14 protein-coding genes and 3 pseudogenes are annotated in these 25827 nt (G+C 68.5%); 3 read left to right on the plus strand and 14 right to left on the minus strand.

Annotated elements, in window-relative coordinates:
- Nucleotides 1–4 precede the first annotated feature (4 nt).
- The 12 genes and pseudogenes from ABCR94_RS26680 to ABCR94_RS26735 form a co-directional block, all read right to left on the minus strand.
- On the minus strand, nt 5–838 hold the full coding sequence (locus ABCR94_RS26680) for a shikimate dehydrogenase family protein (RefSeq protein ID WP_347122580.1): 834 nt from the start codon (nt 836–838) through the stop codon (nt 5–7).
- On the minus strand, nt 835–2241 hold the full coding sequence (locus tag ABCR94_RS26685; protein WP_347122581.1) for a 3-deoxy-7-phosphoheptulonate synthase: 1407 nt from the start codon (nt 2239–2241) through the stop codon (nt 835–837). Before ABCR94_RS26685 ends, ABCR94_RS26680 begins: the two co-directional genes overlap by 4 nt.
- A complete protein-coding gene (locus ABCR94_RS26690; RefSeq protein WP_347122582.1) occupies nt 2238–3308 on the minus strand; it encodes a 3-dehydroquinate synthase family protein in 1071 nt (356 codons plus the stop codon). Before ABCR94_RS26690 ends, ABCR94_RS26685 begins: the two co-directional genes overlap by 4 nt.
- Before the next feature lie 112 nt (nt 3309–3420).
- The gene (locus tag ABCR94_RS26695) at nt 3421–4188 is read right to left on the minus strand and encodes an arylamine N-acetyltransferase family protein (protein ID WP_347122583.1); all 768 of its coding nucleotides are present in this window, start codon (nt 4186–4188) and stop codon (nt 3421–3423) included.
- 139 nt (nt 4189–4327) lie between these two features.
- On the minus strand, nt 4328–6652 hold the full coding sequence (locus tag ABCR94_RS26700; RefSeq protein WP_347122584.1) for a type I polyketide synthase: 2325 nt from the start codon (nt 6650–6652) through the stop codon (nt 4328–4330).
- On the minus strand, nt 6649–8187 hold the full coding sequence (locus ABCR94_RS26705; RefSeq protein ID WP_521975949.1) for an ISL3 family transposase: 1539 nt from the start codon (nt 8185–8187) through the stop codon (nt 6649–6651). Before ABCR94_RS26705 ends, ABCR94_RS26700 begins: the two co-directional genes overlap by 4 nt.
- Nucleotides 8188–8240: 53 nt before the next feature.
- Nucleotides 8241–11279 (minus strand): annotated as a pseudogene (locus ABCR94_RS26710) (type I polyketide synthase); the annotation flags it as partial.
- A 48-nt stretch (nt 11280–11327) separates the two neighbouring features.
- A complete protein-coding gene (locus ABCR94_RS26715) occupies nt 11328–19763 on the minus strand; it encodes an SDR family NAD(P)-dependent oxidoreductase (protein WP_347122586.1) in 8436 nt (2811 codons plus the stop codon).
- A 14-nt stretch (nt 19764–19777) separates the two neighbouring features.
- A complete protein-coding gene (locus ABCR94_RS26720; protein ID WP_347122587.1) occupies nt 19778–20221 on the minus strand; it encodes a hypothetical protein in 444 nt (147 codons plus the stop codon).
- A complete protein-coding gene (locus tag ABCR94_RS26725) occupies nt 20197–20499 on the minus strand; it encodes a 3-hydroxyacyl-CoA dehydrogenase NAD-binding domain-containing protein (RefSeq protein ID WP_347122588.1) in 303 nt (100 codons plus the stop codon). The genes ABCR94_RS26720 and ABCR94_RS26725 overlap by 25 nt, the downstream gene beginning before the upstream one ends.
- Nucleotides 20496–21256 (minus strand): annotated as a pseudogene (locus ABCR94_RS26730) (MDR/zinc-dependent alcohol dehydrogenase-like family protein); the annotation flags it as partial. The gene ABCR94_RS26725 and the pseudogene ABCR94_RS26730, both read right to left, overlap by 4 nt.
- Before the next feature lie 151 nt (nt 21257–21407).
- Nucleotides 21408–22040 carry an FMN-dependent NADH-azoreductase gene (locus ABCR94_RS26735; RefSeq protein ID WP_347122589.1) on the minus strand — a complete coding sequence of 211 codons (633 nt, stop codon included), beginning with the start codon at nt 22038–22040 and terminating at the stop codon, nt 21408–21410.
- A gap of 366 nt (nt 22041–22406) precedes the next feature.
- Here ABCR94_RS26735 and ABCR94_RS26740 point away from each other — a divergent pair, with 366 nt between their 5' ends.
- From ABCR94_RS26740 to ABCR94_RS26750, 3 genes and pseudogenes are all read left to right on the plus strand, one after another.
- The gene (locus ABCR94_RS26740; protein ID WP_347122590.1) at nt 22407–23315 is read left to right on the plus strand and encodes a metallophosphoesterase family protein; all 909 of its coding nucleotides are present in this window, start codon (nt 22407–22409) and stop codon (nt 23313–23315) included.
- Nucleotides 23260–23943 (plus strand): 4'-phosphopantetheinyl transferase family protein, encoded by a 684-nt coding sequence (locus ABCR94_RS26745; protein WP_347122591.1) that lies wholly within the window; start codon nt 23260–23262, stop codon nt 23941–23943. The genes ABCR94_RS26740 and ABCR94_RS26745 overlap by 56 nt, the downstream gene beginning before the upstream one ends.
- Before the next feature lie 30 nt (nt 23944–23973).
- Nucleotides 23974–24561, plus strand: a pseudogene (locus ABCR94_RS26750) (TetR/AcrR family transcriptional regulator).
- A gap of 279 nt (nt 24562–24840) precedes the next feature.
- Here the strand turns inward: ABCR94_RS26750 and ABCR94_RS26755 are convergent.
- Nucleotides 24841–25089, minus strand: coding sequence for a hypothetical protein (locus tag ABCR94_RS26755; RefSeq protein ID WP_347122592.1), 249 nt, complete (start codon nt 25087–25089; stop codon nt 24841–24843).
- Between the two features lie 272 nt (nt 25090–25361).
- Complete coding sequence (locus ABCR94_RS26760; RefSeq protein ID WP_347122593.1) at nt 25362–25784, minus strand: DUF4259 domain-containing protein; 423 nt, start codon at nt 25782–25784, stop codon at nt 25362–25364.
- Between the last annotated feature and the right edge of the window lie 43 nt (nt 25785–25827).

A 25827-nucleotide genomic window follows, 5' to 3' on the forward strand; every position in this document is an offset into this window, starting at 1 on the left:
TGCGTCAGCCGATCCTGGGTGCTCTCAGGCCGAAGAATTCGCAGTAGGACTCCACTTGACCGTTCAGCATGTGGATGCCGTGGTGGACGTGGTGGCCGAGGGCGGCGGCCTGCCGCAGCAGGGGCGTCTCGTGGGGCTTCATGATGATGTCGCCCACCACCGCTGCGGGCGGGAGGGCTTCGGGCGAGAACGGCAGTGGGTCGCCGGATCGCAGTCCGAGCGGGGTCGCGTTGACCGCGAGGTCGCTGTCATGCAGGGGCAGTTCGGCGACGGCGTGGATTCGGCCGGGCCAGTACGTGGCGAGTCGGCCGACAAGCGTGTCCAGTTTGGACTGGTCCGGGTCGGTCACGGCGATCCGGTCCGCGCCGGCCGTCAGCAACGCGGACGCGATGGCGCTGCCCGCCCCGCCGGCCCCGGCGAGCGCGACCCGCTTGCCTCGTATCTCATGCCCGGCGCGGACGAGGCCGGTCACGAAACCGGAACCGTCGAAGTTCTCGGCGAGCCAACTGCCGTCGGCCTCGCGGCGCAGCACGTTGGCCGTTCCGGCGATCTTGACGGTATGGCTTTGCCGGTCGGCGAGCTGGGCGGCGTGCGCCTTGTGCGGGACGGTGACGAAGATGCCGTCGAGGTTACCGATCCGCTGCAGGCCGTGTATGACCCGTTCCAGATCGCCAGGGTGGACCTGTACCGGCACCAGCACCGCGTCGACGCCCTGTTCGGCGAAGAGCGGGTTGAGCAGGCCGGGGGACTGGACCTGCTCGACCGGGTCGCCGATCACCGCGTACAAGCGGGTGGTGCCGCTGATCGGGGCCTGCGGCGGGGTGGCGGTGTTGGTCATCGCGGGCTCCAGGGGCCGGCAGAGGTGACCTGCTGGGCAGCCGGCCGGATGGCCTCTGCGAGCAAATCGGCGACGGTGAAAGCCAGTTCCATAGACTGTTCCTCATTCAGGCGAGGGTCGCAGGCGGTACGGTAGCGGGCCGACAGGTCAGCCTCACCGAGGCCGCGGGCGCCGCCCAGGCACTCGGTGACGTCCTCGCCGGTCGCCTCCAAGTGGAGGCCGCCGGGGTGAGTGCCGAGGGAGCGGTGGACGTCGAAGAAGCCGTTGATCTCCGCGACGATGTCGTCGAAGTGGCGGGTCTTGCGGCCATCCGGCGTCGTGCGGGAGTTGCCGTGCATCGGGTCGCACTGCCATACCACCTGGTGGCCGGTGGAGGTAACCTTCTCCACGATCGGCGGCAGCACCTCGCGGACCTGGGAGTGGCCCATCCTGCTGATCAGCGTCAGCCGCCCGGGCGTGGCATAGGGGTCGAGCCTGCGGACGTACTCAACGGCTTCTTCCGGGGTTGTGCTCGGGCCGATTTTCACCCCGATGGGGTTGGCGAGCAGTTCGGCGACGGCGAGGTGCGCGTCGCCGAGGCCTCGCGTGCGCTCGCCGATCCAGAGGAAGTGTGCGAGTGGGCTGACGAGCAGTGGTTCCGGACCCGTGGTGAACCCGGCGGTGTGGAGCGGGGCGCATTCGTAGTCGAGCAAGAGCATCTCGTGGCCCACATAGATCTGTTCGCTACTCGGGCCCTGATCGCGGCCGATCTCTTCGGCGGTGCGGACGAAGGGGCCGCCGCCGGGGGTGCCTTGCAGGTACGAGGGGAGGCCGGTGTGCGGGTTCGCCGGCTCCTGTGCGTACGCCCGGCGGGCGAGCGTCATCGCGCGAGCCGCGTGCCCGTGGGCGCGCAGCATCCTGTCCGGGTCACAAGTGCGTGCGGCAAGGGTGCGTTCGGCGGAGTTGACCACGTCACCCCGGTAGACCGGCAAGCCGTCCGCGTCGACGGACTGTGAGCGCGGCTTCGCGTACTGTCCGGCCATACGGGCGAGGGGAACCACCGGCAGCCCGGCGGCGTCGGCAAGGATCAGCGACATACGCTTCAGGAGACCGAGGTTGGCTCGCAGGTGCGATTCGGTGGTCTCGGCGAAGGTTTCCGCGCAGTCCCCGCTCTGCAGCAGGAATGCCTGGCCGCGGGCGACCGCCGCGAGCTGCTCGGAGAGCTGTGCCGTCTCGGACTCGGCCACGATCGGGGGCGCGGTGCGCAGCAGTTCCACCACTGTCCGGGCCTGGGCCGGGTCCGGCCACTCGGGCTGCTGCGCCGCAGGTCTGTCCAGGGCCGCGGCGAGGCGGTCCGCGAGCCTCGGCTCCCGCGTGTTCCTGCCCCGGACCTCGCCGTGCGCAGCCTCTGATGTGCGCGTCATGCCGGCGGGGCTCCCGTTCCGTGGGAGCCTGCCGGCTCGATGAGTTGCCCGAGTGGCTGCCGTGGCATGCGCTCCAGGACCTCGGTGACGACCTGTTCGGACACGTCTTGGACCAGCTCCGCTCCCCTGGGCCCGTCGAGGACGAAGGCGAGGCCCGTGAGCGCCTTCTTGTCCCGGCGCATCAGGCGGATCAGCTCGGCCGTCTCGATCCCCTCGGGCAGCGCGGTGGGCAGGCCGTAGAACTCGACGACCTCCCGGTGCTCCGCCACCCGCCCGGGACCGATCCGGTCCAGGGCCCCGGCGAGCAGGCCCGCGAAGATCGTGCCGATCGCGACGGCCTCGCCGTGCCGGAGCGCAAAGCCGCCGGCCAGCTCCAGGGCGTGGCCCAGGGTGTGGCCGTAGTTGAGGATGTGTCGCAGGCCGGTGTCCCGCTCGTCGGCCGAGACGACGCCGGCCTTCAGCCTCACACTGGCCGCGATGCGCTCCGCGAGGCCGAGCCCGCGCAGGTCACCGGCACCGATGAAGTGGCAGCGGGCGATCTCACCCAGGCCGTTGAGCATCTCACGCCGGGGCAGGGTGGACAGGTAGTCGGTGTCGCACAGTACGGCGGCGGGCTGCCAGTAGGCGCCCACCAGGTTCTTACCAGAGGGCAGGTTGACCGCCGTCTTGCCGCCGACACTCGCGTCGACTTGGGCCAGCAGCGTGGTCGGCAGATGTACCACTGGCACGCCCCGGTGGTACAGGGCGGCGGCCAGGCCGACGACGTCGGTGGTGGTTCCGCCCCCGCAGGAGACGACCGCGTCGTTGCGTGTGAGGCCGAAGCGTACGAATTCCGCACACAGGGCCTCGACGGTGGCGAGGGTCTTGTCCGGCTCACCGTCCCGGGCGGGCAGCAGCACGGTCTCCACTCCCGTGTCAGGCACCCATTCCGCGGGCCGGGCCGACACGACGGCGACCCGCCGGGCGCCGAGGCCCTGGATCACTTCGGCCAGCATGGAACGCACCCCAGGGCCGATCAGCACATCGTAGGAACGTTCGCCGATGTGGACCGGTATCTGTTCTCTCACTCCGCCTCACTCTGTCCTGTGGAAGCCGGTGATACGCCGGGGCGGCCACTTCAGCTGAAGCTTTCCCGAGCATCTCCGGCCTTTCCTCAAGCGGTCGTGGTGGTTCGTCCGCTCAGCTCCAGTAGGTGCTGACGATCTTTTCGAGCTCGTTCTCGTCCCGGATGAGACGAAGCCGCTCCACGCCGTCCTCAACGGATAGGAAGAGGTTCGCGGTGAGCGTGACCTGCCCGTTGTCGATGACCCGTCGGCGGCGCCGCGGGTGCGTCACCATCTCCTCCAGCGGCAGGGCGTCGCGCCAGCGGGCCCAGTCCGCGGTGGTACGCGTCACCGGCAGGAAGCGGTAACTGTCGCGCCAGTCCTTGGCGCGGGTCTTGTACTCGAGGAAGTAGTGCTCCTCCCGACGGGCCAACCGGAACTCGATGCCGTCCTGGACCACGGTCTCTCCGGAGAACGGCAGCGGCTCCACGATGGAGATGCCCGCGTGCCCGGCGTCGGCGAGCCAGTCCTCGCCGTCGATGGTGACGCGCATGACCATGTGCTCGATGTCAGGGCCCCACACTCCCCCCGGCAGGAGGGTGGCTGCGGCCAGCACCTGCACGTCGAAGCCCAACTCGACGAGGAGCCGATGGAACATGAAGTTCAATTCGACGCAGATGCCGCCCCGGCCGCTGAGCACGATCGTCTCGAAGGCCGGGTCGAGGTCGAAAGACGCCTGGGCCAGGCCGAGGGCGTCACCACTGCTATTCAGGTCCAGGGCGTAACCACTGTCGTAAGGGATCCGCATCTGGTGCTCGCGATGGATCTTCCGCAGGGTCGCCAGGCTTGCGTCGGGCGTTCCCGAGAAGCCGAGGTACTCCAGATACTTGTCCTTGTCGAACATGCTTTATCTCCTTGGGTGTTCATCGTCGGCGAGTGGCGGAGGGGGTAGGTCGGTGACCGGTGCGCTGGCCGTGCTGCGCACCGGTCGGGTTCACGGTGGGCTGGTTCCGTCGTCCGCACGTCACTAGGGGAAGTTGAGATCACGTGCCGGAGTCGCCTCGGCCTGACGTGCCATCAAATTCCGGCGAGCCCACGCGGGATTCGAGGCGTTCCAGCAGCTCCTCGGCGGCCAGTTCCGCGGTGGGGTACTCGAAGGCGAAGGTGGCCGGGACGCGGACGCCGGTGAGCGCCGACAGCCGGTTCCTGAGTTCGATGGCGGTCAGAGAGTCGAAACCGATATCGAAGAAGGAAAGGTCCGGTCCGATTTCGTCCGCAGACACGTAGCCGAGAATCGTGGCGACCTCGCGCTGGACCAGGTCGACCAAGATCTTTCCTCGCTGGTCCGGGGACGCCTCGGCCAGCCGATCTGCCAGCGTGTCGGCCCCGGTCGCCCCATCACGGGCAGGCCGCCGACTGACGCGGATGAGGCCGCGCAGCAGTGGGGGGACGGATGCGGAGTTGGCCTGGTCCCATAGCGCCTCGAGTTCCAACTTCGTCAGGACCTGAACAGCGTCACGGTCAAGCAGCGCGAGGTCGAACAGCTCCATGCCCTCTTGCGCCGTGAGTTCGGCACTGTTCCAGCGGTCGAAACGCTTCAGCTCGACCTCGGCGAGTTGATCCAGCGCGTCCGATCCCTGCCCCCACCATCCCCACACCAGTGAGGTCGCCGGCAATCCGAAAGCATGACGGCGTACAGCCAGCGCGTCGAGGTAGGAGTTCGCGGCAGCGTAGTTGCCCTGACCCGCCGAACCGAAGATCCCCGAAAGAGAGGAGTACAGGACGAAGGCCGCGAGGTCGAGATCGCGCGTGAGTTCATCCAGAATGTGTGCCGCATCGGCCTTCGGACGGAGCACCGCGTCGAGCTGTTCGGGCGTCAGGGACGTCACCACACCGTCATCCAGCGCTCCGGCTGCGTGGATCACACCGGTAAGGGGGGTGTCCTTGGGAACCGAGGCCAGAAGCGCGACCATGGAGTCTCGGTCGGACACGTCGCACGCTACGACTCGGACGAGCGCCCCGAGCCCCTCGAGTTCGGCTTCCAACTCGGCCGCGCCCGGTGCGTCCGGTCCCCTCCGGCTGACCAGGATGAGGTTTCTGATCTTGTGCTTGGACACCAGGTGCCTGGCCGCCAGGCGACCCAGCCTACCGGTACCGCCGGTGATCAAGACCGTGCCCTCGGGGTTCAGTGGACGGCCATGGGCATCGGCGGGGGCGGCCTTGACGAGCCTCGGCACTGCCACCGCGCCTCTGCGAAGTGCCGCCTGAGGTTGCCCGGACGCGAGTACATCGGGAAGGCGCCGGGCTGACGCCTCCGTGCCGTCCGTGTCGACCAGGATGATGCGGCCCGGGTTCTCGGACTGTGCCGAACGCAGCAAGCCGGCAGCCGCTGCAACGGCCAGATCGGGAGCCGGGTCCCCGTCCCGGACGGCCGCACCGACCTGTGTGAGAGCGACGAGAGGAGTGTCCTGGAAGGCGGGTTCTGCGAGCCACGCCTGGACTACCTCCAGCACTCGCCCGGTGAGGTCCCGGACGGCGGCGAGGTCCGTACGTCCGTTGCCGGCCACATCGAGGAGGAACATGCCGGGGGGCGTTCCGGCCACGGCACGAACGTCCTCGGCAGTTGTCACGGGTACGGCATTCAGCTCGTCATGCACGCTCCTGACGGAGATGGGCTCCCAGGCCACACGGAACATCTGCTCCTTGGACGCACCTGAGCCGACACGCAGCAGTTCCGGGACCACCGGTCGCAAGACCATCGAGTCGACGGCAGCCACAGGTGCGCCGGAGGCGTCGGCCAGGCGCAAGCGGATCGTGTCGGGGGCGAGCGGTGTGAGGTGAACCCGCAGTGTGGAGGTTCCGCTGGCGTGCAGTCTGACATCGCGCCAGACAAATGGCAGAGCCAGCTTCGGGCTCTCGCCGGCCATATCGGCGCGAAAGACACAGGCGTGCATGGCCGCGTCCAGGAGGGCCGGGTGCAGCCCGTAGTCATCGCCCTTGCCTGCTGCCTCGGGCAGTGAGACCTCGGCGAACACCTCCTCGCCGCGCGTCCACGCCCCGCGCAGGCCCTGAAAGGCCGGACCGTGGCCGTATCCCGCCTGTGCCATGCCGTCGTAGACGTGGGCGAGTACGTCCGGGTCGACGGCGGTGGCGCCGGGCGGCGGCCACTGGGTGAGGTCGAAATCGGCCCCACCCTCCTCCGGCACCAGGCGTCCGGAGACATGACGGGTCCAGCTCCCACGTGGACCGGCTTCCTCCCAGCGGGAGTGAATCTGGACGGTGCGGTGGCAAGATTCGTCGGGCTCACCCACCCACACACGTACCTGGGCTCTGTCCCGTAATCGGTGGTAACGCTGTGTGGTGATCATTGGAGGAGGATGCGGTGGCGGAGCAGGGGGAACCCGGCTCGGCCGTGCATCTGTCTCATGATCCGCTTGGTTCGCGTGTTGACGCCCTCGGTGCGGCCGTTGTGGTACGGGCGGGTGAGGCCGGCATCGACGGCGGCACGGTCGAGTTCGAGGCCGTTCGCGAAGGAGTGCAGGTGGGGCAGGCCGGCGGCGCGAAGCGTGGCGATCCAGTTGGTGAGCTTGGTGTCGTTGCCTTCCGCAGGTGCCAGTAGCTGAGCGAACTCGCCGGTGAGGCGGGCGAGTTCGCTCATCTCGGGGCAGGCCTTGGTCAGTTCCCGCAGTAGTGCGGTGTCCTTGTCGCGCAGGTTCTCGGGGCGGGTGAGCAGGAGGCGGGCGAAACGCTGCGGGGTGGTGACTGGCTTGTCGCCCTCGGCGCGGCCTTGAGTGATGTAACGGACCAGGAGGTTGGCGCTGCCGGTGTAGCCCCGCTCCTTGATCTCGCGCAGGAGGTGAGTGACGGGCACAGCCGGGTCGTCGCTTCGGCGTCGGCGCAGGTGGTCGCGGTAGGGGTCGACGAGTGTGGGCTTGTAGCGGGGTGCGCGGCGGTCGCCGGTGGGCTCCTTCATGCGGGCGTACCGCTTGACGGTGTTCAGGGCGACATCGAGGCGGCGGGCGCATTCGAGGAGGCCGACGCCCTGGTCGAGCAAATGGTGGACCCGCTGCCAGCGCTCGCGGGTGGTCTGCTCGCGCACGCCCCCGGGGCGGGTGGGGTTCACAGCGGTGGCCCAGCAGGCGGCGTGGGAGCGGACTTCGGCCAGGACCTTGCCGCACAGGTTGGACCAGAGGTGCCATCTGTCGCTGACCTGTACCGCTTCGGGGAGGGCTTGACGGATCGCTTCGGCGTAGGTGGCGGAGCCGTCGCGGCAGACGTACTCGGCCCCGGGATGCGCGCGCAGCCACGCGGTCAGGGTCTGGGCGGTACGGTCGGGCAGGACGTCGATCCGCTCGCCGGTCTCGGCGTCGATGATCACGGTGGCGTAGCGGTGCCGGCGTTTGAGTGCGAAGTCGTCGACGCCGAGCACGCGCGGGACACGCAGCGGCGTCACCACCTGGCACATGAGCATGCGCAGGGCGGTCGAGCGGGAGATCGCGCAGGCCAGAACGCGGCACAGGCGGGCGCCCGCCCGGCCCGCTAACTCCTTGACCACCGAGTTCAGTTGGTTGGTCAGGCGGTTGGTGCGGCGCTGGTAGCGCTCCACGACGCCGGGAACCTGCTCGCGGAACGTCTGCCGCGGGCAGCCGAGAACCGGGCACACCAGGCGGCGGACCCGCACCGAAACGACGATCCGCCGTCCGTCCACCGGAACGTCCGCGAGCACCCGCCCATGAAACCCGTGCACCCGTGCTGTTCGCGTCCCGCACGCGGGGCACGGCACCGGATCGTCCCGGGTCCGCGCCGACACCCGGATGAACTCAGCCTCGCCCGTCACCCCCTCGATGACCAGGGCCGACAACCCTGAAAACACCACCGCCACAAGCTCATTGACATCGCGCACACCATGCCAACGACAACCGTCACTCTTCGTTACCACCGATTACGGGACAGAGCCCGTACCTGGACACCGCCGCTCTCGGGCAGCAGTAGGGGGCGCTCGATCACCAGTTCGCCGACCAGGCTGCACCCGATCTCGTCGCCGGCGCGGACCGCGAGTTCCACGAAGGCTGCTCCGGGCAGGAGGACGACCCCGGCGGCCGCGTGATCGGCGAGCCAGGGGTGCGTGCGCAGCGACAGCCGGGAAGTGAACAACACGCCGTCCGAGCCGGGGATTTCGGTGACCGCGCCAAGCAGGGGATGGTCCGCCGCCTCGAGACCGAGGCCTGGTGCGTCCCCACCGGAGTCTGCCGGAGCCAACCAGTAGCGCTGGCGCTGAAAGGCGTACGTGGGCAGATCTACGGGCCGCTCCGTACCGCGGCCGAGGACGGCCCCCCAGGAGACCTGAACGCCGTGGGTGTGCAGGTGGGCCAGCGAGGCAAGGAACCTGCGTGGGCCGCCCTCGTCGCGGTGCAGCGACCCGGTGACGACAGCGGGTGCCTCGAGCTCCTCCAGCACGTCCTGGACGCTCGACGCCAGCACAGGGTGCGAGCTGACCTCGATGAACACTCCATGTCCATCACCGGCCAGGGACCGAATGGCCGGGTCGAACTGCACGGTCTGCCGCAGGTTGCGATACCAGTACTCGGCGTCCAGCTCCGTGGTGTCCTGGAGTCGCCCGGTCACCGTGGAGTACAGCGGCACGCGCGAAGGCCCGCCGGAGACCGCTGTAAGTGCCTCAAGGAAAGAGTCGCGCAGCACATCGATCTGTGAGGAGTGTCCGGCGGCGTTGGCCCTGTGAATCATGCGGGCGTGGATGCCCTCGGCCTTGCACCGGGCGAGCAGCTCTTCCAGGGCGGGCAGTTCACCGGTCACGACCACTGAGGAGGGGCCGTTGACTGCGGCGATCTCCAGGCCCGGAAACTCCTCGACCAGCACGGAGGCGGCCTTGACACCGGCAACGAGGGACGCCATGCCTCCGCGTCCCGACAACTCGGCGCGGATGGCCTTGGCCCGGTAGACCACGAGGCGGGCGGCGTCCGGAAGGGACAGCGCACCGGCAAAGCAGGCAGCGGCGATCTCGCCCTGGGAATGACCCACGACCGCATCCGGGACGACCCCGCACGCTTCCCACAGCGCGGCAAGCGACAGCATCAGCGCCCACGACACCGGCTGCACGACGTCGATGTCTTCAAGGGACCGGGCGCCCTCCACCTGCCGCACCACATCGAGCAACGACCAGCCGGTCAGCGGGTCAAGCGCCTCGGCGCACTCGGCCATGCTGGTTGCGAACACGGGCGACGACTCAAGCAGTTCCCTTCCCATGCCCGCCCACTGTGCGCCCTGGCCGGGGAACACGAAGACAGTCCGGCCTACTACGCTCTCGGCCGTTCCCTTGACGACACCGGTCGCCGACTCGCCGTTGGCCACGGCGTCCAATGCGGTCAGCGCCTCTTCCCGGTCCTCGGCGAGCACGATCGCACGGTCGGGGAGAAGACCCCGGCTCTGCACCAGCGACCGGCCGACTTCAAGCGGGTCCAGCTCTTGACGTTGCCTCAGGAACGAACTAAGGCGCCGGGCCTGGCCGGCGAGACCCGCCTCGCCACGGGCCGAGAGGACCAGTGGCACAACCGAGTCGCCCAGCACCCGCGCCTTCTCGTCGGACGGGTTCACGGATGTCTGCTCGGGCGCCTGCTCCAGGATGACGTGCGCGTTGGTGCCGCTGACGCCGAAGCCGGAGACCCCCGCACGACGAGGACGGCCGATCTCGGGCCACTCGTGCGCCTCGGTTAGCAACTCAACCGCTCCAGCAGACCAGTCGACCTGAGGCGTGGGCTCGTCCACGTGCAAAGTCTGCGGCAGCACACCATGCCGCATGGCCATCACCATCTTGATCACACCAGCGACGCCAGCCGCATGGCCCGCGTGTCCAAGGTTCGACTTCACTGAACCGAGCCACAGCGGCAGTCCGGGGTCACGGCTCTGACCATAGGTGGCGAGCAGGGCCTGTGCCTCGATCGGGTCGCCCAGGGGGGTTCCGGTGCCGTGCGCCTCGACGATGTCGACATCGGCGGACGACAAACCAGCGGTAGCGAGTGCCTGGCGGATCACCCGCTGCTGCGAGGGCCCGTTCGGCGCGGTGAGTCCGTTGGACGCGCCATCCTGGTTCACCGCAGTGGCCCGTACGACGCCGAGAATCTCATGTCCGTCACGGATGGCATCGGAAACCCGCTCCAACAGCAGGACGCCCACGCCCTCGGAAGAGTTCGTTCCATCTGCGGATGCCGCAAACGCCTTGCACCGGCCGTCCGTCGCAAGACTCCGCATACGCGAGGCCAACACCAAGCCAGCAGGAGTGCACATCACGCTGGAGCCCCCGGCCAGCGCCAACGACGACTCTCCCGAACGCAGGGACTGCACTGCCATGTGCAGGGCTACCAGGGACGACGAGCAGGCCGTGTCGATCGTGACTGCGGGCCCCTCGAACCCGAGAGTGTAGGAAACCCGTCCCGACAGGACGCTCGCCAAGCCGCCGGTCATCAGGTAGCCCTCGAGCTCGTCGGGGACGCTGTGGAAACCGGTGGCGTAATCGTGCCCGCCCACGCCGGCGAACACGCCGACGTTCTTGCCACGCAGAGTAGCCGGGTCTATGCCCGCCCGTTCGATCGCCTCCCACGACGTCTCCAGCATCAGACGCTGCTGCGGGTCCATGACCAGCGTCTCGCTTTGTGAGATGCCGAAGAAACCGGCGTCGAACTCGCCCACGTCGTGCAGGAACCCGCCTTCCCGTACATAAGTCGTGCCGGCCCGATCGAGTTCCGGGTCGTACAGGTTCTCAAGATCCCAGCCCCGGTCGGTGGGGAATGCGCCGACCGCGGAACGACCTTCGGCGACCAACTCCCACAACTCTTCAGGTGACGACACCCCACCGGGGAACCGGCACGCCATGCCCACGATCGCGATCGGTTCAGTGAAGCTGTCGCGGATCTTCTTGTTCTCGTTCTCCAGCTGCTCGTTCTCGATCAGTGAAGCCCGCAGCGCTTCGACAAGCTTTGCCTCTGAGCTGGTCATTCCCTGTCTCCATTCGTTCCGGTCGCGCGTCCGCTACTGCTTCCGGGCTTTTCTCATCGCGCGCTCCACCAGGTCGTCAACGCCCATCTCCTCGATCAGCAGCTTGCCGTCCTGCTTCGGTTCGGCGGTGTCCGGCGCTGTGGCACTTTCACCACCGGCACTCGCCACCAGTTGCAGGAGCTGCTCCATGAGGCCGAGTTCCTGGAACCGGGACAGAGGCGTGGTGACCAGCACCCTCCGGATCTCGTCCTCCCGACCCGCCAACTCGCCAACGGCCTCAGGGCACAGTTCCGCGAGCAGATGGCGCATCAGGCTCCGGGGTGTGGGATGGTCGAAGACGATCGTGGCAGGGAGGCGGATCCCTACGAGTCCGGTGAGTCGGTTGCGGAGTTCAACGGCCAACATCGAGTCGAAGCCGACCTCCTGGAAAGCCCGGTCGGCGTCGACCTTGCCGGGTGTCGAATGGCCCAGGACCGCAGCGACCTCGCGCCGGATCAGATCCAGCAGCATCTGCTCTCGCTGGACCGGGAGCGTGGCGGCCAGCTGTTCAGCGAGGCCGCCCCAACGGGGGGCCACGTGCCGAGCGGTGCGACGGCCGGCACGCACGAGGCTCCGCAGCAGTACGTGTACGGATTCGGACCCGGCTTGGGCGCGCAGCGCGGCGTAGTCCGGCCTGGCCGCCAAGAGCACCGCGTCGTCTGACTGCAGCGCCGCGTCGAACAGCTCCAGACCCTCCTGGCTGGAGTGTGCCACCAGGCCCTGCGGGACCGTCCTCCGCTGATTGGCCATGCCCAGGTTCCCGCTAGTGCCGGTCTGGTCCCACACCCCCCATGCGAGGGAGACGCCGGGCAGGCCGGAGCGGCGGCGGTGCAGGGCGAGGGCGTCCAGGGAGGCATTGGCAGCGGCGTAGTTGCCCTGGCCGGGGTTGCCCAGGACTCCGGCAGCAGAGGAGAAGAGGACGAACGCCGCAAGATCGATGTCCCGGGTCAGCTCGTGCAGGTGCAGTGCCGCATCAAGCTTCGGCCGCAGGACGGTGTCGAAACGCCCCGGGGTCAGAGCGGTGACCACACCGTCGTCGAGGACTCCGGCGGTGTGAACGACCGCGGTGAGCGGGTGTGCATCCGGTACCGCGGCCAGAAGCGCCGCGACAGCGTCCCGGTCCGCGGTGTCGCACGCGGCGATAGTGACGGTCGCGCCGAGGTCGGTCAGTTCCTCACACAGCGCCGCAGCTCCTTCGGCATCCGGTCCGCTCCGGCTGGCCAGCAGCAGGTGCCGTACGCCGTGTTCGCTCACCAAGTGCCGGGCGACGAGACTGCCGAGCGTCCCGGTGCCGCCAGTGACAAGGACTGTGCCGTCAAGGTTGAGCTCGCGCCGGGGACCTTCGGCAAGCGGGGCGCGCCGGAGCCGAGGGACGAAGGCCACGCCACCGCGCACACGGACCCGGGGCTCGCCTGTGGCCACCGCGAGCTGCACGGCCTTCACCGCCGTCGAGCGCTCTGAGGCCACCGCACTGCCGCAGTGCTCGGCATGGCCGCTCTCGACAAGGACGATGCGGTCCGGGTGCTCCGACTGTGCCGAACGCACCAGGCCCGACACGGCCGCTACGGTGACATCGTCCTCGGCATCGGGGACGACCACGACGAGGCGGGTGTGCGCCAAGGCCGGTGCTGCCAGCCATGCCTGGACAACGGCCAACACGGCGGCGACGGCCTCGCGCGGGCCGGCGGGCGCGTGCCCGGCCTCGTACACCAACAGGCCCGGTACCGACGGACCGTCCGCCGCGAGGGCAGCAACGTCTTCGGCATCGACGACAGTCGCCGTAGCGCCGGCGCCCTCAGCCACCTCACCCGAGGCAAGGGGAAGCTCAACCCAGTCGACCACGAACAGGGCACCGGGGGCCGACGCGTCCTCGGTCTCTGCCCTTTCGGGCGAAAACGGCTCGGCGACAACGGCATCAGCAGTCAGCACCGGCGCTGCGGTGGCATCCACCAGCTCAAAGCGGGTCACCCCCATGGTCTCACGGGCTGCGCGTACCCGTACCGCCGCCGCGCCGGAGGCCAGCAAGGCCACCCCGCTCCACCGGGTCGCGATCACGTCCTCATCAGGGAACGCCGTTCGGACCGCTGCGTCGAGCAGTGCCGGGTGCAGGCCGTAGCGGTCGGCGTCGCCGACCGCCTTGTCGAGGGCCACATCGGTGGCGGGGCTGCCGGCAGGCCACGCGGCGCCGGAAGCGGGCGGGGTCACCGGGCCGGGCACCAACGTGCCGTGCGCGTGGCGTGTCCACACCGCCTCCAGGCCGGCGTCGTCCGGGCGGGAGTACACCTCGACCGGCCGCCGCCCCTGCCCGTCGGCCTCCCCGACAATCATCTGTACAGCTCTGCCCCCGCGCAGCGGCAACAGGACGGGCCGGTCCACGGTCAGCTCCTCGACCACCGGACTGCCCACCTCGTCACCGAACCGGATGGCCACCTCGACCAACGCCGCGCTCGGCACGACCACGACGTCACCGACGGTGTGATCGCCCAGCCAGGGGTGCGCGTCCACCGACCACCGCGAGGTGGTCATGAAACCGCCGGAGTCCGGCCGGCCGACGATCGCCCCGATAAGCGGATGATCAGCACCCGCCTGACCGAGCGCGACAGCGTCAACGGCAGGAGTCGAACGCAGCCAGTAATGCTGGTGATCGAAGGCATACGTCGGGAGATCGACCTGAGTGGCGCCGGGACCGGCACCGGCCGGCAGCATTGCCGCCCAGTCCACAGGCACACCCCGGACAAAAAGCTCGGCCATCGAGGTGAACAGCCGGTGCAGACCGCCCTCGTCACGGCGCAGCGTGCCGCCGACGACAGCACGCAGCCGGACCGTGTCATCCGCCTGGTCGACGATCTCATTGACCGGCTGGACCAGAACCGGATGGGCACTGGACTCCACGAAGACGGTGTGGCCGCTGGCCAGGAGGTCGGCGATGGCGGGACCGAAACGGACCTGGCCACGCAGGTTCCGGTACCAGTAACCACCGTCCAGGACACCCGCCTCCTTTACCCACTCACCCGTCACCGTCGAGTAGAAAGGAATCAGCGGGGCTTGGGCACGGATGTCGGCGAAGGCCTCACCCAGGATCTCCTCGATCGCCTCCACATGCCGGGTGTGGGAGGCATAATCCACCGCCACCCGACGCACCCGCACACCATCCGCCGCAAGAACCTCCAGCGCCTCGTCGAGAGCCTCGGCATCACCAGCGATCACCACCGACGTGGGACCGTTGACCGCCGCCACCTCCACCCGGCCGGCCCACCGCTCCAGACGCTCGACGGCCTCTGCCTCGGACAGCGCCACCGACGCCATACCGCCACGGCCCGCCAGACTTGCGGCGATGACCTGACTACGTACGGCCACAATGCGAGCAGCGTTCTCCAGGGACAGCGCGCCCGACACGCACGCGGCAGCGATCTCACCCTGCGAATGACCGACCACCGCATCCGGCACCACACCCACCGACGCCCAGACGGCGGCAAGGCCGATCATCACAGCGAAGCTCGCAGGCTGCAGCACATCCACGCGCTCCAGGAGATCGGCCGGAGCATCCCCCCGCAGCACATCCACCAGCGACCAGTCCACCCAAGGCTCCAACGCCGCCGCGCACTCCCCGATCCGCTCCACGAACACCGGCGACGAGTCCAGGAGCCCACGACCCATCCCCACCCACTGCGAACCCTGCCCCGGGAAGACGGACACGACCTTTCCGGCCCCGCCCAGAGCCGACACGCTGCCAGTGACCACACCGGGATGAGACTCACCCCGCGCCAGCGCACCAAGCCCCGCCAACGCCTCAGCACGCGAACCCACCACCACCGCACGCTCAGACAACATCGCCCGCTGAGCAACCAACGCACCCGCCACGTGAGGCAGTGACACCTCACTCGACTCCACAAAGGAGGCCAGCCTCCCCGCCTGCCCCGCCAGGGATGCCGTAGAGGCGGCGGACACGACCAACGGCACCACACCATCGACGACGTCTACCGTCGACTCAGACGCGACGGGCTCCGCATTGACGGGCTCCGTCTCCGGGGCCTGCTCCAGGATCAGGTGCGCGTTGGTCCCGCTGAGACCGAAGGACGACACACCAGCGCGGCGGGGCCGGCCGGTTTCTGGCCACGCACGAGCCTCGGTCAGCACCTCGACGGCACCCGATGACCAGTCCACCTGCGCCGATGGAGCATTGAAATGCAGCGTCGCTGGCATCACGCCGTGCCGCAGCGCCTGCACCATCTTGATCACACCAGCCACACCGGCCGCGGCCTGGGTATGCCCGATGTTCGACTTCAGCGAACCCAGCCACAACGGGCGCTCGGGTTCCCGGTCACGGCCGTACGTCGCCAGCAGCGCCTGCGCCTCGATCGGATCACCGAGCACCGTGCCCGTCCCATGCCCCTCCACCACGTCCACCTCAACCGCCGAGAGACCGGCCGACGCCAACGCCTTACGGATCACCCGCTGCTGCGCAAGACCATTCGGCGCAGTCAACCCGTTCGAGGCACCATCCTGATTCACCGCACTGCCACGGATCACCGCAAGGACCCGGTGCCCGTTACGCCGCGCCTCCGACAGCCGCTCCAGGACCACCACCCCGACGCCCTCGGCCCAGCCCGTACCATCCGCGGCATCCGCGTACGACTTGCACCGGCCATCCGAGGACAGTGCACGTTGGCGTGAGAACTCCACGAACGTGGAGGGGTTCGCCATCACCGTGGCTCCACCCGCCAGCGCCATGGCGCACTCGCCCTGGCGCAGCGACTGGACCGCCAGGTGCATAGCCACGAGGGAGGATGAGCAGGCCGTGTCCACGGTGATCGCGGGGCCCTCGAAACCGAACACGTACGACACGCGCCCGGATGCCACGCTCGACGCCGTGCCCGTCTCGCCGAAGCCCTCGAGTTCCGCCGGAGCCACACCCGACAGCCCGTACCCTCGTCCCATCAGGCCTGAAAAGATCCCGACGTCACGACCTTTCAGCGTCCATGGGTCGATCCCGGCCCGCTCCAGCGCCTCCCACGAGGTCTCCAGCAGCAGCCGTTGCTGCGGATCCATGGCAAGTGCCTCACGCGGTGAGATCCCGAAGAACCCGGCGTCGAACAGGCCCGCCTCGTGTAGGAAGCCGCCCTGATCGACATACGACGTGCCGGTCTTCTCCGGGTCAGCATCAAACAGGCCGTCCAGATCCCAGCCTCGGTCCTCCGGGAAGCCGGACACACCGTCCCGGCCCTCACTGACCAGCTGCCACAGGTCCTGGGGGCTCGCCACACCGCCTGGAAGGCGGCACGCCATACCCACGATCGCAATCGGCTCCGCGAGGTCGGCGGCCCCGGTCCGATCCTTGTCAGCCGTCGCCTCCCTGGCCGTGTCGTGCAGACCCAGGATCCTGGCCCGAAGGTGTGCGGCAAGGACCTCGGGAGTCGGGTGGTCGAAGGTCACGGTTGTGGGCAGACGCAGCCCGGTCCGTTCGGTCAGCCGGTTGCGCAGCTCGACGACGGCGAGGGAGCCGAGGCCGAGGTCGCGGAAGGACCGGCCCGCCGGGGTTGGTTCGGTGCTCGTGTGGGTGCGGACGGCGGCAGTCTCCTTGCGGATCATCTCGCCGAGCAGGGCAAGCTGGGCCCGCTCGTCCAGGTCGGCCAGGCGCGCGCGTAGGGCGGCGGTGATCGCCTCGTCGGCCTGGGCGGTGGCGCGGGGCTCCTGTTCCGTCAGAGTGTCGAGTAGCGTCTGCACTCGGTCGCCGGGGTTGATGGTGCTCGGCCAAAGCGCCAGCAGGGCCGGGGATCCGGTCTCGATCAGCGCGTCGAAGGCGGCGGGGCCCTCGTCCGGCCGGCCGAGGGCCAGCAGCGAGCCGGGCAATCCGTGCCGTCGGCGGTTGCGGACCACGGCCTCTGTGAGGGCGGCGGTGACCACCGTCGAGGCGAGGCCGTCGGACTGCGCGCCCACCAGTGCGGCAGCGTCGGTCACCACGACGAACGCGGCGAGATCATCGTCGGCGGTGAAGTCATGCAGCGTTCGGGCGAGTTCGGGATCATCAGCGGTGTGGACGACCGCGGTCACTGGACCGGTCCTGGTCAGCGCCTCATGCAACTCCAGCGAATCCGAGCCGTCGGCCACGACGCGGACGATATCCACCCCCTCCGGCAGTGGCTCGTCCTGGCTCCACTCGTCGTAGGTATTCGTTGCCTGGACGAGCACGAGGTGTCGTGCTCCGTGCTCGGTGACCAGGTGGCGGGCGAGGACCGAGCCAGTCTTCGTGTCGGCACCTGTAACGACCACGACGCCGTCAATCCCCGGCGCGGCAAGATCCGGCCTGTCGGCGACGGGGAGGCGCACGAGCCTGGGCCGCATCAGTTCCCCGTCCCGTACGGCGAGCTGGGGCAGGCCCGAGGAGACGGCGGCGATCAGCGCCGCAGCGTACTCGGACTCCGGGGTGCAGGCTTCGACGTCGACGATTGTCAGCGGCGCGCCGTCACCCCCATCGGCCTGTGCAGCGCGTGCGGCTGCCCACAGCGCAACTTCGGCGCCATCTGGCGTCTCGTCCCGGTCGGTGACGCCCATCGCGCCCCGGGTAAGGACGACGAGCCGGGACCCGGTCTCCTTGCCCCCTCCAGCGCAGGTCGGCGTCAATGTGTCCGCGTCTGCCTCTGCGAGGACCGTCACGTCGGTGGCCGCGTCAGGGGTGGTGCGTGACGTTGAAAGGTCAGCGTATTGCCGTACGTCGGCGACGCCGGCCTTCCGAAGAGCGGCGACCAGGCCGTCGGTGACGGCGGTCCGACCAACCACTGCCCAGCGCAGCTCTTCCGGCGCGTCAGGGGAGACTGCCACCCTGCTCCAGTCCCTCAGCATCAGTCCCTCGTGGTGACCGTCGGCGGCGTATCGCAGCCGGGCCGGCAAGTCGGCGAGGAGGCGCCGGACAACCTTCCCCGAGGCGGTCCTGGGGATGGTCCGGGCCTCGTATATGCGCTCGGGGAGCTTGTACTGGGAGAGTTGGGTGCGGCAGTGGTCGAGCACCCGGGCGAGGTCGACGCCGGCCGGACCAGGGACCACCCAGGCGACGGGGACCTCGCCGAGGGTGTCGTGGGGAATGCCCGCGACTGCGACGTCGGCCACGCCCTCGGCCACGCGCAGGGCGGCCTCGATCTCGTCGGGGTGGATGTTCTCACCGCCGCGGATGATGACATCCTTGAGACGGCCGCAGATGGTGAAGTAGCCGGCTTCGTCGCGCCGGGCCAGGTCGCCGGTGTGGAACCAGCCGTTCTGCAGGGCCTCGGCGGTGGCCTGTGGGTTGTTGTGGTAGCCCACCATGACGTTCGGCCCGCTGACCCAGACCTCGCCCTCGTGCCCGGCGGGCACGTCCTGCCCGGTGCGGGGGTCGACGATCCGGACTCCGACACCGGGCACGGGAAGGCCACAGGAGCCCTCGACCACGTGGCCGTCGGGCGGGTTGATGGTGATGGCCCCGCAGGTCTCGGTGCTGCCGTAGGCGTCGACGAGGGGGATGCCGAAGGTCTCCTCGAAGGAGCGGCGCAGTCCAGGGCCGGTGACGGCACCGCCGACGAGGCCGACCCTGAGATCGGGCAGAGAGAGGCCGGTGCCGCGGGCCCTGCCGACCAGGTGGTGGTAGGTGGTGGGGACGCCGGCCAGGAAGGTGGACCGGTCCTCGCGTAGGGCAGTCAGAATGTCGTCGGCCGAACTGCCGTCCATGATCCGGGCGGTGGCGCCGGAGACAGTGACGGACAGGACGCAGGCAATGTGAGACAGGCTGTGGAAGAGCGGCAGTGGCCACAGCACGCGGTCATGCTCGGAGAGGCCGGGCACGGGAATGTAGCAAGAGGCAACAGAGTAGAGGCAGTTGCGCTGGGTGGAAAGGACGCCCTTGGGGCGGCCGGTGGTACCCGAGGTGTAGAACATCCAGGCCACCTCGTCAAGGCCGAGGTCGTCCGGGGCATCGTTGACGGGCTCGGTGGCGGCGAGTTCCTCGAACGGTACGGTGCCCGGGGGCAGCATGTGCCCGGCACCGGCGCCGAGGGCGCCGACCACGACGACGGACACCCCGCGGGTTGCACGGGGAATTGACTGAAGGAAGGTTTCTGCGTGTGCAGTGCCGGTGAGGGCGAACGCCGCTGCGCTGTCGGCCAGGAGGTATTTGATTTCCGCCGGGGCGGCCTGCGGGTTGATCGGTACGCCGATGCCGCCAGCCCGTACCACGGCGAGGTAGCTCTCCACCATCGCCACCGAGTTGCCGAGACACAGAGCCACCCGGTCGCCGCGCCGGACACCGAGGCCGACCAGGTGACCGGCCAGTCTCCTCGTCCGTGCGTCGAGTTCCCTGTAGGTGACCGCGTACTGGTCGTCCTCGAAAGCGATCTTGTCCGGGAACCGGCTCGCGTTCTCACTCAGGATGACCGGAAGCGGGGTGATCAGGTCGGGAAGCACCTCGGCTCGAACTCCTAACAACTGCTCTTCGGCAAGCGTGTATGTCTATAGGGGTGAGTCAGCTCGACCGTGTGATGGTCGGCTTCCGAGCTTGCGATGTCTTGGACCGGCTGGCGCAGCCTGAGCGGGGCCGAAAGACTCCAGATGGTCCGCGAAGGTCGAGGACTGACCTCCATGACACTAGACAGGACGGCCTTCGCGGGGCATCCCCTGCTCTGGTAGGTCCCGGTCGAAGGTAGACCGCAGCCGAGGTGCATCGCCGTGTCGATGTCGCCGCGGGTGGAGTGGCCGGTGTCGAGGAAGGCCACGGACTGGTTCAGGTAGGCCATGACGAGCGCGATGGCATCCGCCGCCGGTCCGGCGCCGATCTCGACCCGGGTCAGACCCAGCCCGTTGATCAGCGCGTCGGTGGCGCTCTCGACGGCCGGGGAGGTCAGCGCGGTGGATACCGGCTCCACCGCGCCTCCGGGGCCGGGCGGGACACGGCCAGGTCGTCGGGAACGGCCTCGATCACCAGGCCGGCGTCGGTGAGTTCGGTCACCTCGTGTGTGAAGACGACGGATTCCGCCGCATCCGTGGTGAGTGCCTTTCGGCGGTTGCCAACCCGGACGAGTGCGTCAGGGTCGGTGTCGACGGCCACGATACGACGGCCGGCCTGGTGGGCCAAGCGCAGGAACGCCTCGCCGACTGTGCCGAGGCCGACGATGCCGGTGACGGGCCGCAGATCTGTCGTCATGGCGTTCCGCAAACTTTCTGTTCGCGGAAGCGGTTGATGGCGTCGATGTGCTTCGCCCGCAGTGCGTGGTCGCGTACGCCGAGGCCCTCCTGAGGTGCCAGGCAGAGGATGCCCCCCTTGCCCTGGTGGAGGTTGGCATGGATGTCGACGTCCTCGACGCCGGTCAGCTCGCGGATGCGCTTGCCGAACCGTTTCCGCTCGCGCGGGTCCTGGGTGGTCTCGTCCTTCCAGAACCGGTAGTCCTCGGCGCTGCGGTCGATGACCGCTTCGGCTCCCATGGAGCGGCAGCCGGCCGCCTTCTGCGGCGAGGAGACCACACAGATCGGGTTCGCTCCCCCGGCGAGCGCCAACTGGGTGGCGTACGAGGCAAGTCCGCCGCTCGCGCCCCAGATCAGAACATTGTCGCCCTGCTTCAGCTGCGCGCCGAAGTTGGTCTCGAAGCCCCAGATGCGCTGCTCTGGATCGAGCATTGTGTCGTCGTGGCCGTCGGAGCTCTCCAGCTCGACGGAGAGGCAGTGCGCCACGACCCGGCCCCCGGGGCGCCACCGGTTCACGCCAGGGCCGATGCGCAGCACCACCCCCGCGACCACACGGTGTTGTAGTTGATCGCGCTCGCCATCACGGCGATCAAAGCCTCGCCCGGACCCGGCTACGGTGTCGCGACCTCCTGCACCCGCAGGGACTTACGGGGATCCTTCGCCTTCGAGTCCATCCCCTCGAACATCGCGGTGTCGTCCCGGCGCACCACATTGCCCCGACCTCGGCTGCACGGTCGGCGAGGAAGAAGTGGCCGCCTCGGAAGACCTTTGTCCTCGGCCGACTGGCGATGCGCTTCCGCCCGCCCGCGGTCTCCAGCGGGTTGCGGCAAGCGGGTGCGAACTCCTAAGAGATCTGCGGGCGTGCAGGCATCAGGCAGCGAGCTTCCCGAGCGTCTCCTGGGCAGTTGCCAGGGACTTCTCCCCCAGCGGCTTGAGCTCCGCCATGGCCGGCACGATCGCGGCCATGGTCAACTCGGCGTGCACAAACGTGAGGTTGTCCGCGAGACCGATCGACTTCAGGATGTCCCGCAGGTAGGGCTCCTGGTAGTCCTGGCCCTCGCGCGGGGTGCCCGGAGCGTAGGAGCCGCCGCGCGCGGTCACAACGATGACCGACTTGCCGCTGAGCGGACCGGAATCGGCCCCCGGGAGGATCGCGTGGGCCGGGCTGACCAGCAGGTCGATCCAGGCCTTGACGTTTGACGGGATCGTGTAGTTGTACATCGGCACGCCGAGCACGATCGTGGCGGCGTCGTGCACCTCAGACACCACCGTGTCGACGAGCGCCTTCTCCTCGTCCGTCTGACCGTGATCGCGGCTGGGGTCCAGAAGGTACTCGCGCACGGGATGGGTGAGGTGGGGGATGGGCTGGGCAGCCAGGTCGCGGTAGACGTAGCCGGCGTCAGGGTGGTTTTGCCGCCACTGGGTCGCGAAGTACGAGGTCAGCTGACGCGACGTGGAACCCTCATGGCGGATGCTCGCATCGATGTGAAGAAGAGAAGACACAAAGACCCCCGAAATTTGATGGGCAGTTCGTCAAGACCGCAGTTGGTCCGCGAAAATCGAGAGCAGACCTACACGACGCTAGACAGTGCGGTCTTCGCAAGACATCCCCTGATCTGGTAGCTCCTGACCGAAGGCATGAGACCCATGAAGACGGCATGTAGGTTTGGCATCATGCGCAGCTCGACAGGCATCTCCCAGCACCGAGCTTGGTCTGGGCCCGCCGCTGTACTGATGGGCTCCTGGACTACGGCTGGCTCGGGCAGCGCATTCCGCGGGAAGTGATCCGCCAGGTACAGCTCAGGGTCGGGTGTCCTACGGTGGGCCAATGTGTTTCGTGGTGCCATTCGACTGTCGGAAGGGGTGAAGGTGGAGTCGACGGACGGCCGTGGACGCCTGCTCGCCATCAGCGATCTGCATGTCGGCTACGCCGAGAACCGCGCCCTCGTGGAGAAGATTCGGCCCACGTCGGACGAGGACTGGCTGCTGGTCGCCGGTGATGTCGCCGAAACCGTCGCCGACATCCGCTGGACCCTTGAACTACTGGCCGGCCGCTTCCGCAAGGTGATCTGGGCACCCGGCAACCACGAGCTGTGGACCCACCAAAGAGACACGATCACCCTGCGCGGCGTGGAACGGTACGAGCACCTTGTCGCCATGTGCCGGGAAATGGGTGTGACCACACCCGAGGACCCCTACCCCGTCTGGGCCGGCCCGGACGGACCCGCAGCCATCGCACCGCTCTTCCTGCTCTACGACTACTCGTTCCTCCCTGATGGCTGCACGACCAAGGAGGAGGGACTCGCGTACGCGCACGACACCGGGGTCGTGTGCTCCGACGAGTACCTGCTACACCCCGATCCCTATCCCAGCCGCGAGGCGTGGTGCCGGGCCCGGGTGGCTGCGACCCAACGCAGGCTGGAGGAGATCCCCGGCGATCTCCCCGTGGTGTTGGTGAACCACTATCCGCTGGACCGGCATCCCACGCGAGTCCTGCGCTACCCGGAGTTCGCCATGTGGTGCGGCACCCGCCTGACCGCCGACTGGCACCGCCGTTTCCGGGTCGCATGCATGGTCTACGGTCATCTGCACATTCCGCGGACCACCCACCACGAAGGCGTCCGCTTCGAAGAGGTGTCGCTGGGCTACCCCCGAGAATGGGGCCCGCGCGCACAGCCGCCCGGAAGGCTGCGTCAAATTCTTCCGAGGGAGGTCCAAGCACGTGTTCGAGGAGTTGCTCCCGGGGTCGGTCGCGGTCGTGGAGGCGCTGGGCAGTGACGCCCTCGGCGACGGCGTCATCCTCTACCCCGAGGAGGAGGCGGTCATAGCGCGGGCCGTGGAGAAACGGCGCCGTGAGTTCACCGCCGTTCGGGGCTGCGCACGGCTCGCCATGGAGAAGCTCGGCACGGCGCCGCAGCCGGTTCTGCCCGGCCAGCGTGGCGCACCGCGCTGGCCCGACGGGCTGGTCGGCAGCATGACGCACTGCGAGGGCTACTGCGCGGCGGCGCTGGTGCGCGCCGAAGAGTTGGCTTCGCTGGGCATCGACGCTGAACGTCACGACCGTCTCCCCGACGGTGTCCTGGAAGCGGTGGCGCTGCCGTCTGAGCAGACCAGAGTGCGGAATCTCGCCCGCAGCCACCCCACTGTCCACTGGGACCGGCTGTTGTTCAGCGCCAAGGAGTCCGTCTACAAGGCGTGGTTTCCCCTGACCGGAAAGTCGCTCGACTTCCTGGAGGCCGACATAGAGATCGCCCCAGCAGCCACCGCGGAAGCTTCCGGGACCTTCCGGGCACGGCTTCTGGTCCCGGGCCCGCTGGTCGACGGACATCGCATCGAGGCCTTCGACGGCCGCTGGACCGCACACCGGGACCTGCTCTCGACGGCCGTCGTCGTACACCACTTCTGAAGTATCTACGGCGATGCGAGGAGTACGAGGATGGGCGTCACCATGGACGGCACCAAGCAGCAGCGTCGCGGCAACTCCAGCGCATCCAGGACGTCGCGCTCGAACCCTTCGCCGAGCAGGACAACGGGAAGACGTCCCTGAGAGGGATCGCCGAGCGGCTCGACGTCACCATGACGGCGCTCTACGACAACTTCAGGACCAAGGAAGAGATCATCGTCAGCCTCTTCGAGGATGTGACGCAGCCGGTCCAGGACCTGATCGAGTGGGGCAGGGACCAGCCGCACACCCTGGATGCCAAGCAGGAGTTCGTACGGCGCTACGGCGTGGCCTTGGCCGGCGCGGAACCGCTCTTCCGGTTCATGCAGAGCCAGGCGGCGGTACGGGAGCTGCGCATCGGCGACACCTCCAAGGACCGGATGCGCGACCTCAGGGGCATCTTCATCGACCGGGAGGCTCCGCCTCGTCGACCAGGTCCGCTGTGTCAGCGCCAGGTCACGCTACACGCGGGGATGTTCGTGATGCAGGAGCTGGAAGGCAACTCCCAGAAGAAACGCGAGGCCGTTCTGCAGGTCACCGGGCCTGGTCATCCAGGCACACCGCGGCACCCGGACGAGCTGAGAGACACCCCGAGGTCACGGGAAACGGACACGGAAAACGGAAGCCGGAACGTGACCGGCGCTACGTTCACCGGCGTTCGCGACTGCGGGGTCAGCCGGGATGGATCCGTCGGTCCGCTGCCCGTCACGACCTGCCCCTCCACGCCGCCTTTCTCGTGAGCGCCCTGGAGACCGGGCTGGCAGTAGAAGGGGTCCAGACCCGCCCAGGAGCGAAACGCGGTCCACCGGTCGGTCTCTACCCTCGCCCGGGTGAAGCCGAGCACCCGGGCCACCGCCGAGGTCAGGTTGTCGTAGCGGACCTGCCCGGTGCGCACCCCGCCGAGCACATCGAATAGCTGATCTCGGAGGCGTCGTGCTCCGCCACGATCCGCTCAGCGATCCGCTTGGTGCTGTGCCGCTGCTTGCGAGGAGCATCGAGATCTTCCCGGAGGATCCGGTCGATCTCCACCTTGTACGGATCGAGCCGCGAGGCACGGGGCGGAAGCGGTTTTCGGGGCTCGGGCCACACCGATGTCAGAGCGTGGGCCACCGTCTTCCGGCCTACCTTGTACTTCCGCGCCAACTCCCTGTTGGACAGCCCCTCAACCCGGGGCGTCCCGGGGTATCGCCGCGTACAACTCGATCCTGGACATCGGCTGCACGCGTGCCCCTCACCACGCGGAGTGCATCGATCCTCCCACCGCCCGTACGCCACTGGAGTCGAAACTCACCAACACCAACTTCGCCCGCAGACCACTGGATCCAGAGCTGACCGACAAGTGGCTCCCAGACTCAGGCTCTGGTCCACTTCGTGTGATGCGGTCACTTGCAGTGGTCGGCGGGTGGTTCGAGCGCCTCGATGACGTGTTGGACTTCGTAGCGCCACTGGATGGCCTCGTCGCTGTCCACCCAGCCTGCCGCCACCCCTGATCCATCGTGCAGTATCCGTTGGAGTGCGAGCTTGGCTGGCAGACGGAGCGAGGCCGGAAGGTCCGGCAGCGGTTCTCTGGGGCCGTCATCAGGGTCGATCTGGATCTGAGCGTCCGGGACGGTGCTGGCGACGAGAGCTGCGGCAGCAACTGCTTCAATGCCATCGCCGCTCTCTACCTGTGCCTTGGCGTTCGTGACTCGCTGGAATGCTCGCGCGAGCACATCGATGACCTGTTGGGTGGACATCCCCTCAAGTCCATCGACGAAGTCTGCGGCGAGGTCGCTGTCGAACGGGCCGGTTCCCCACGTTCCCATGCACTGCTCCTGGTATCGGTGTCGCTGGCGAAGGCAGCATTCC

The organism is Streptomyces changchenzhani (assembly GCF_039766235.1).
In the GTDB taxonomy this organism is placed as follows: domain Bacteria; phylum Actinomycetota; class Actinomycetes; order Streptomycetales; family Streptomycetaceae; genus Streptomyces.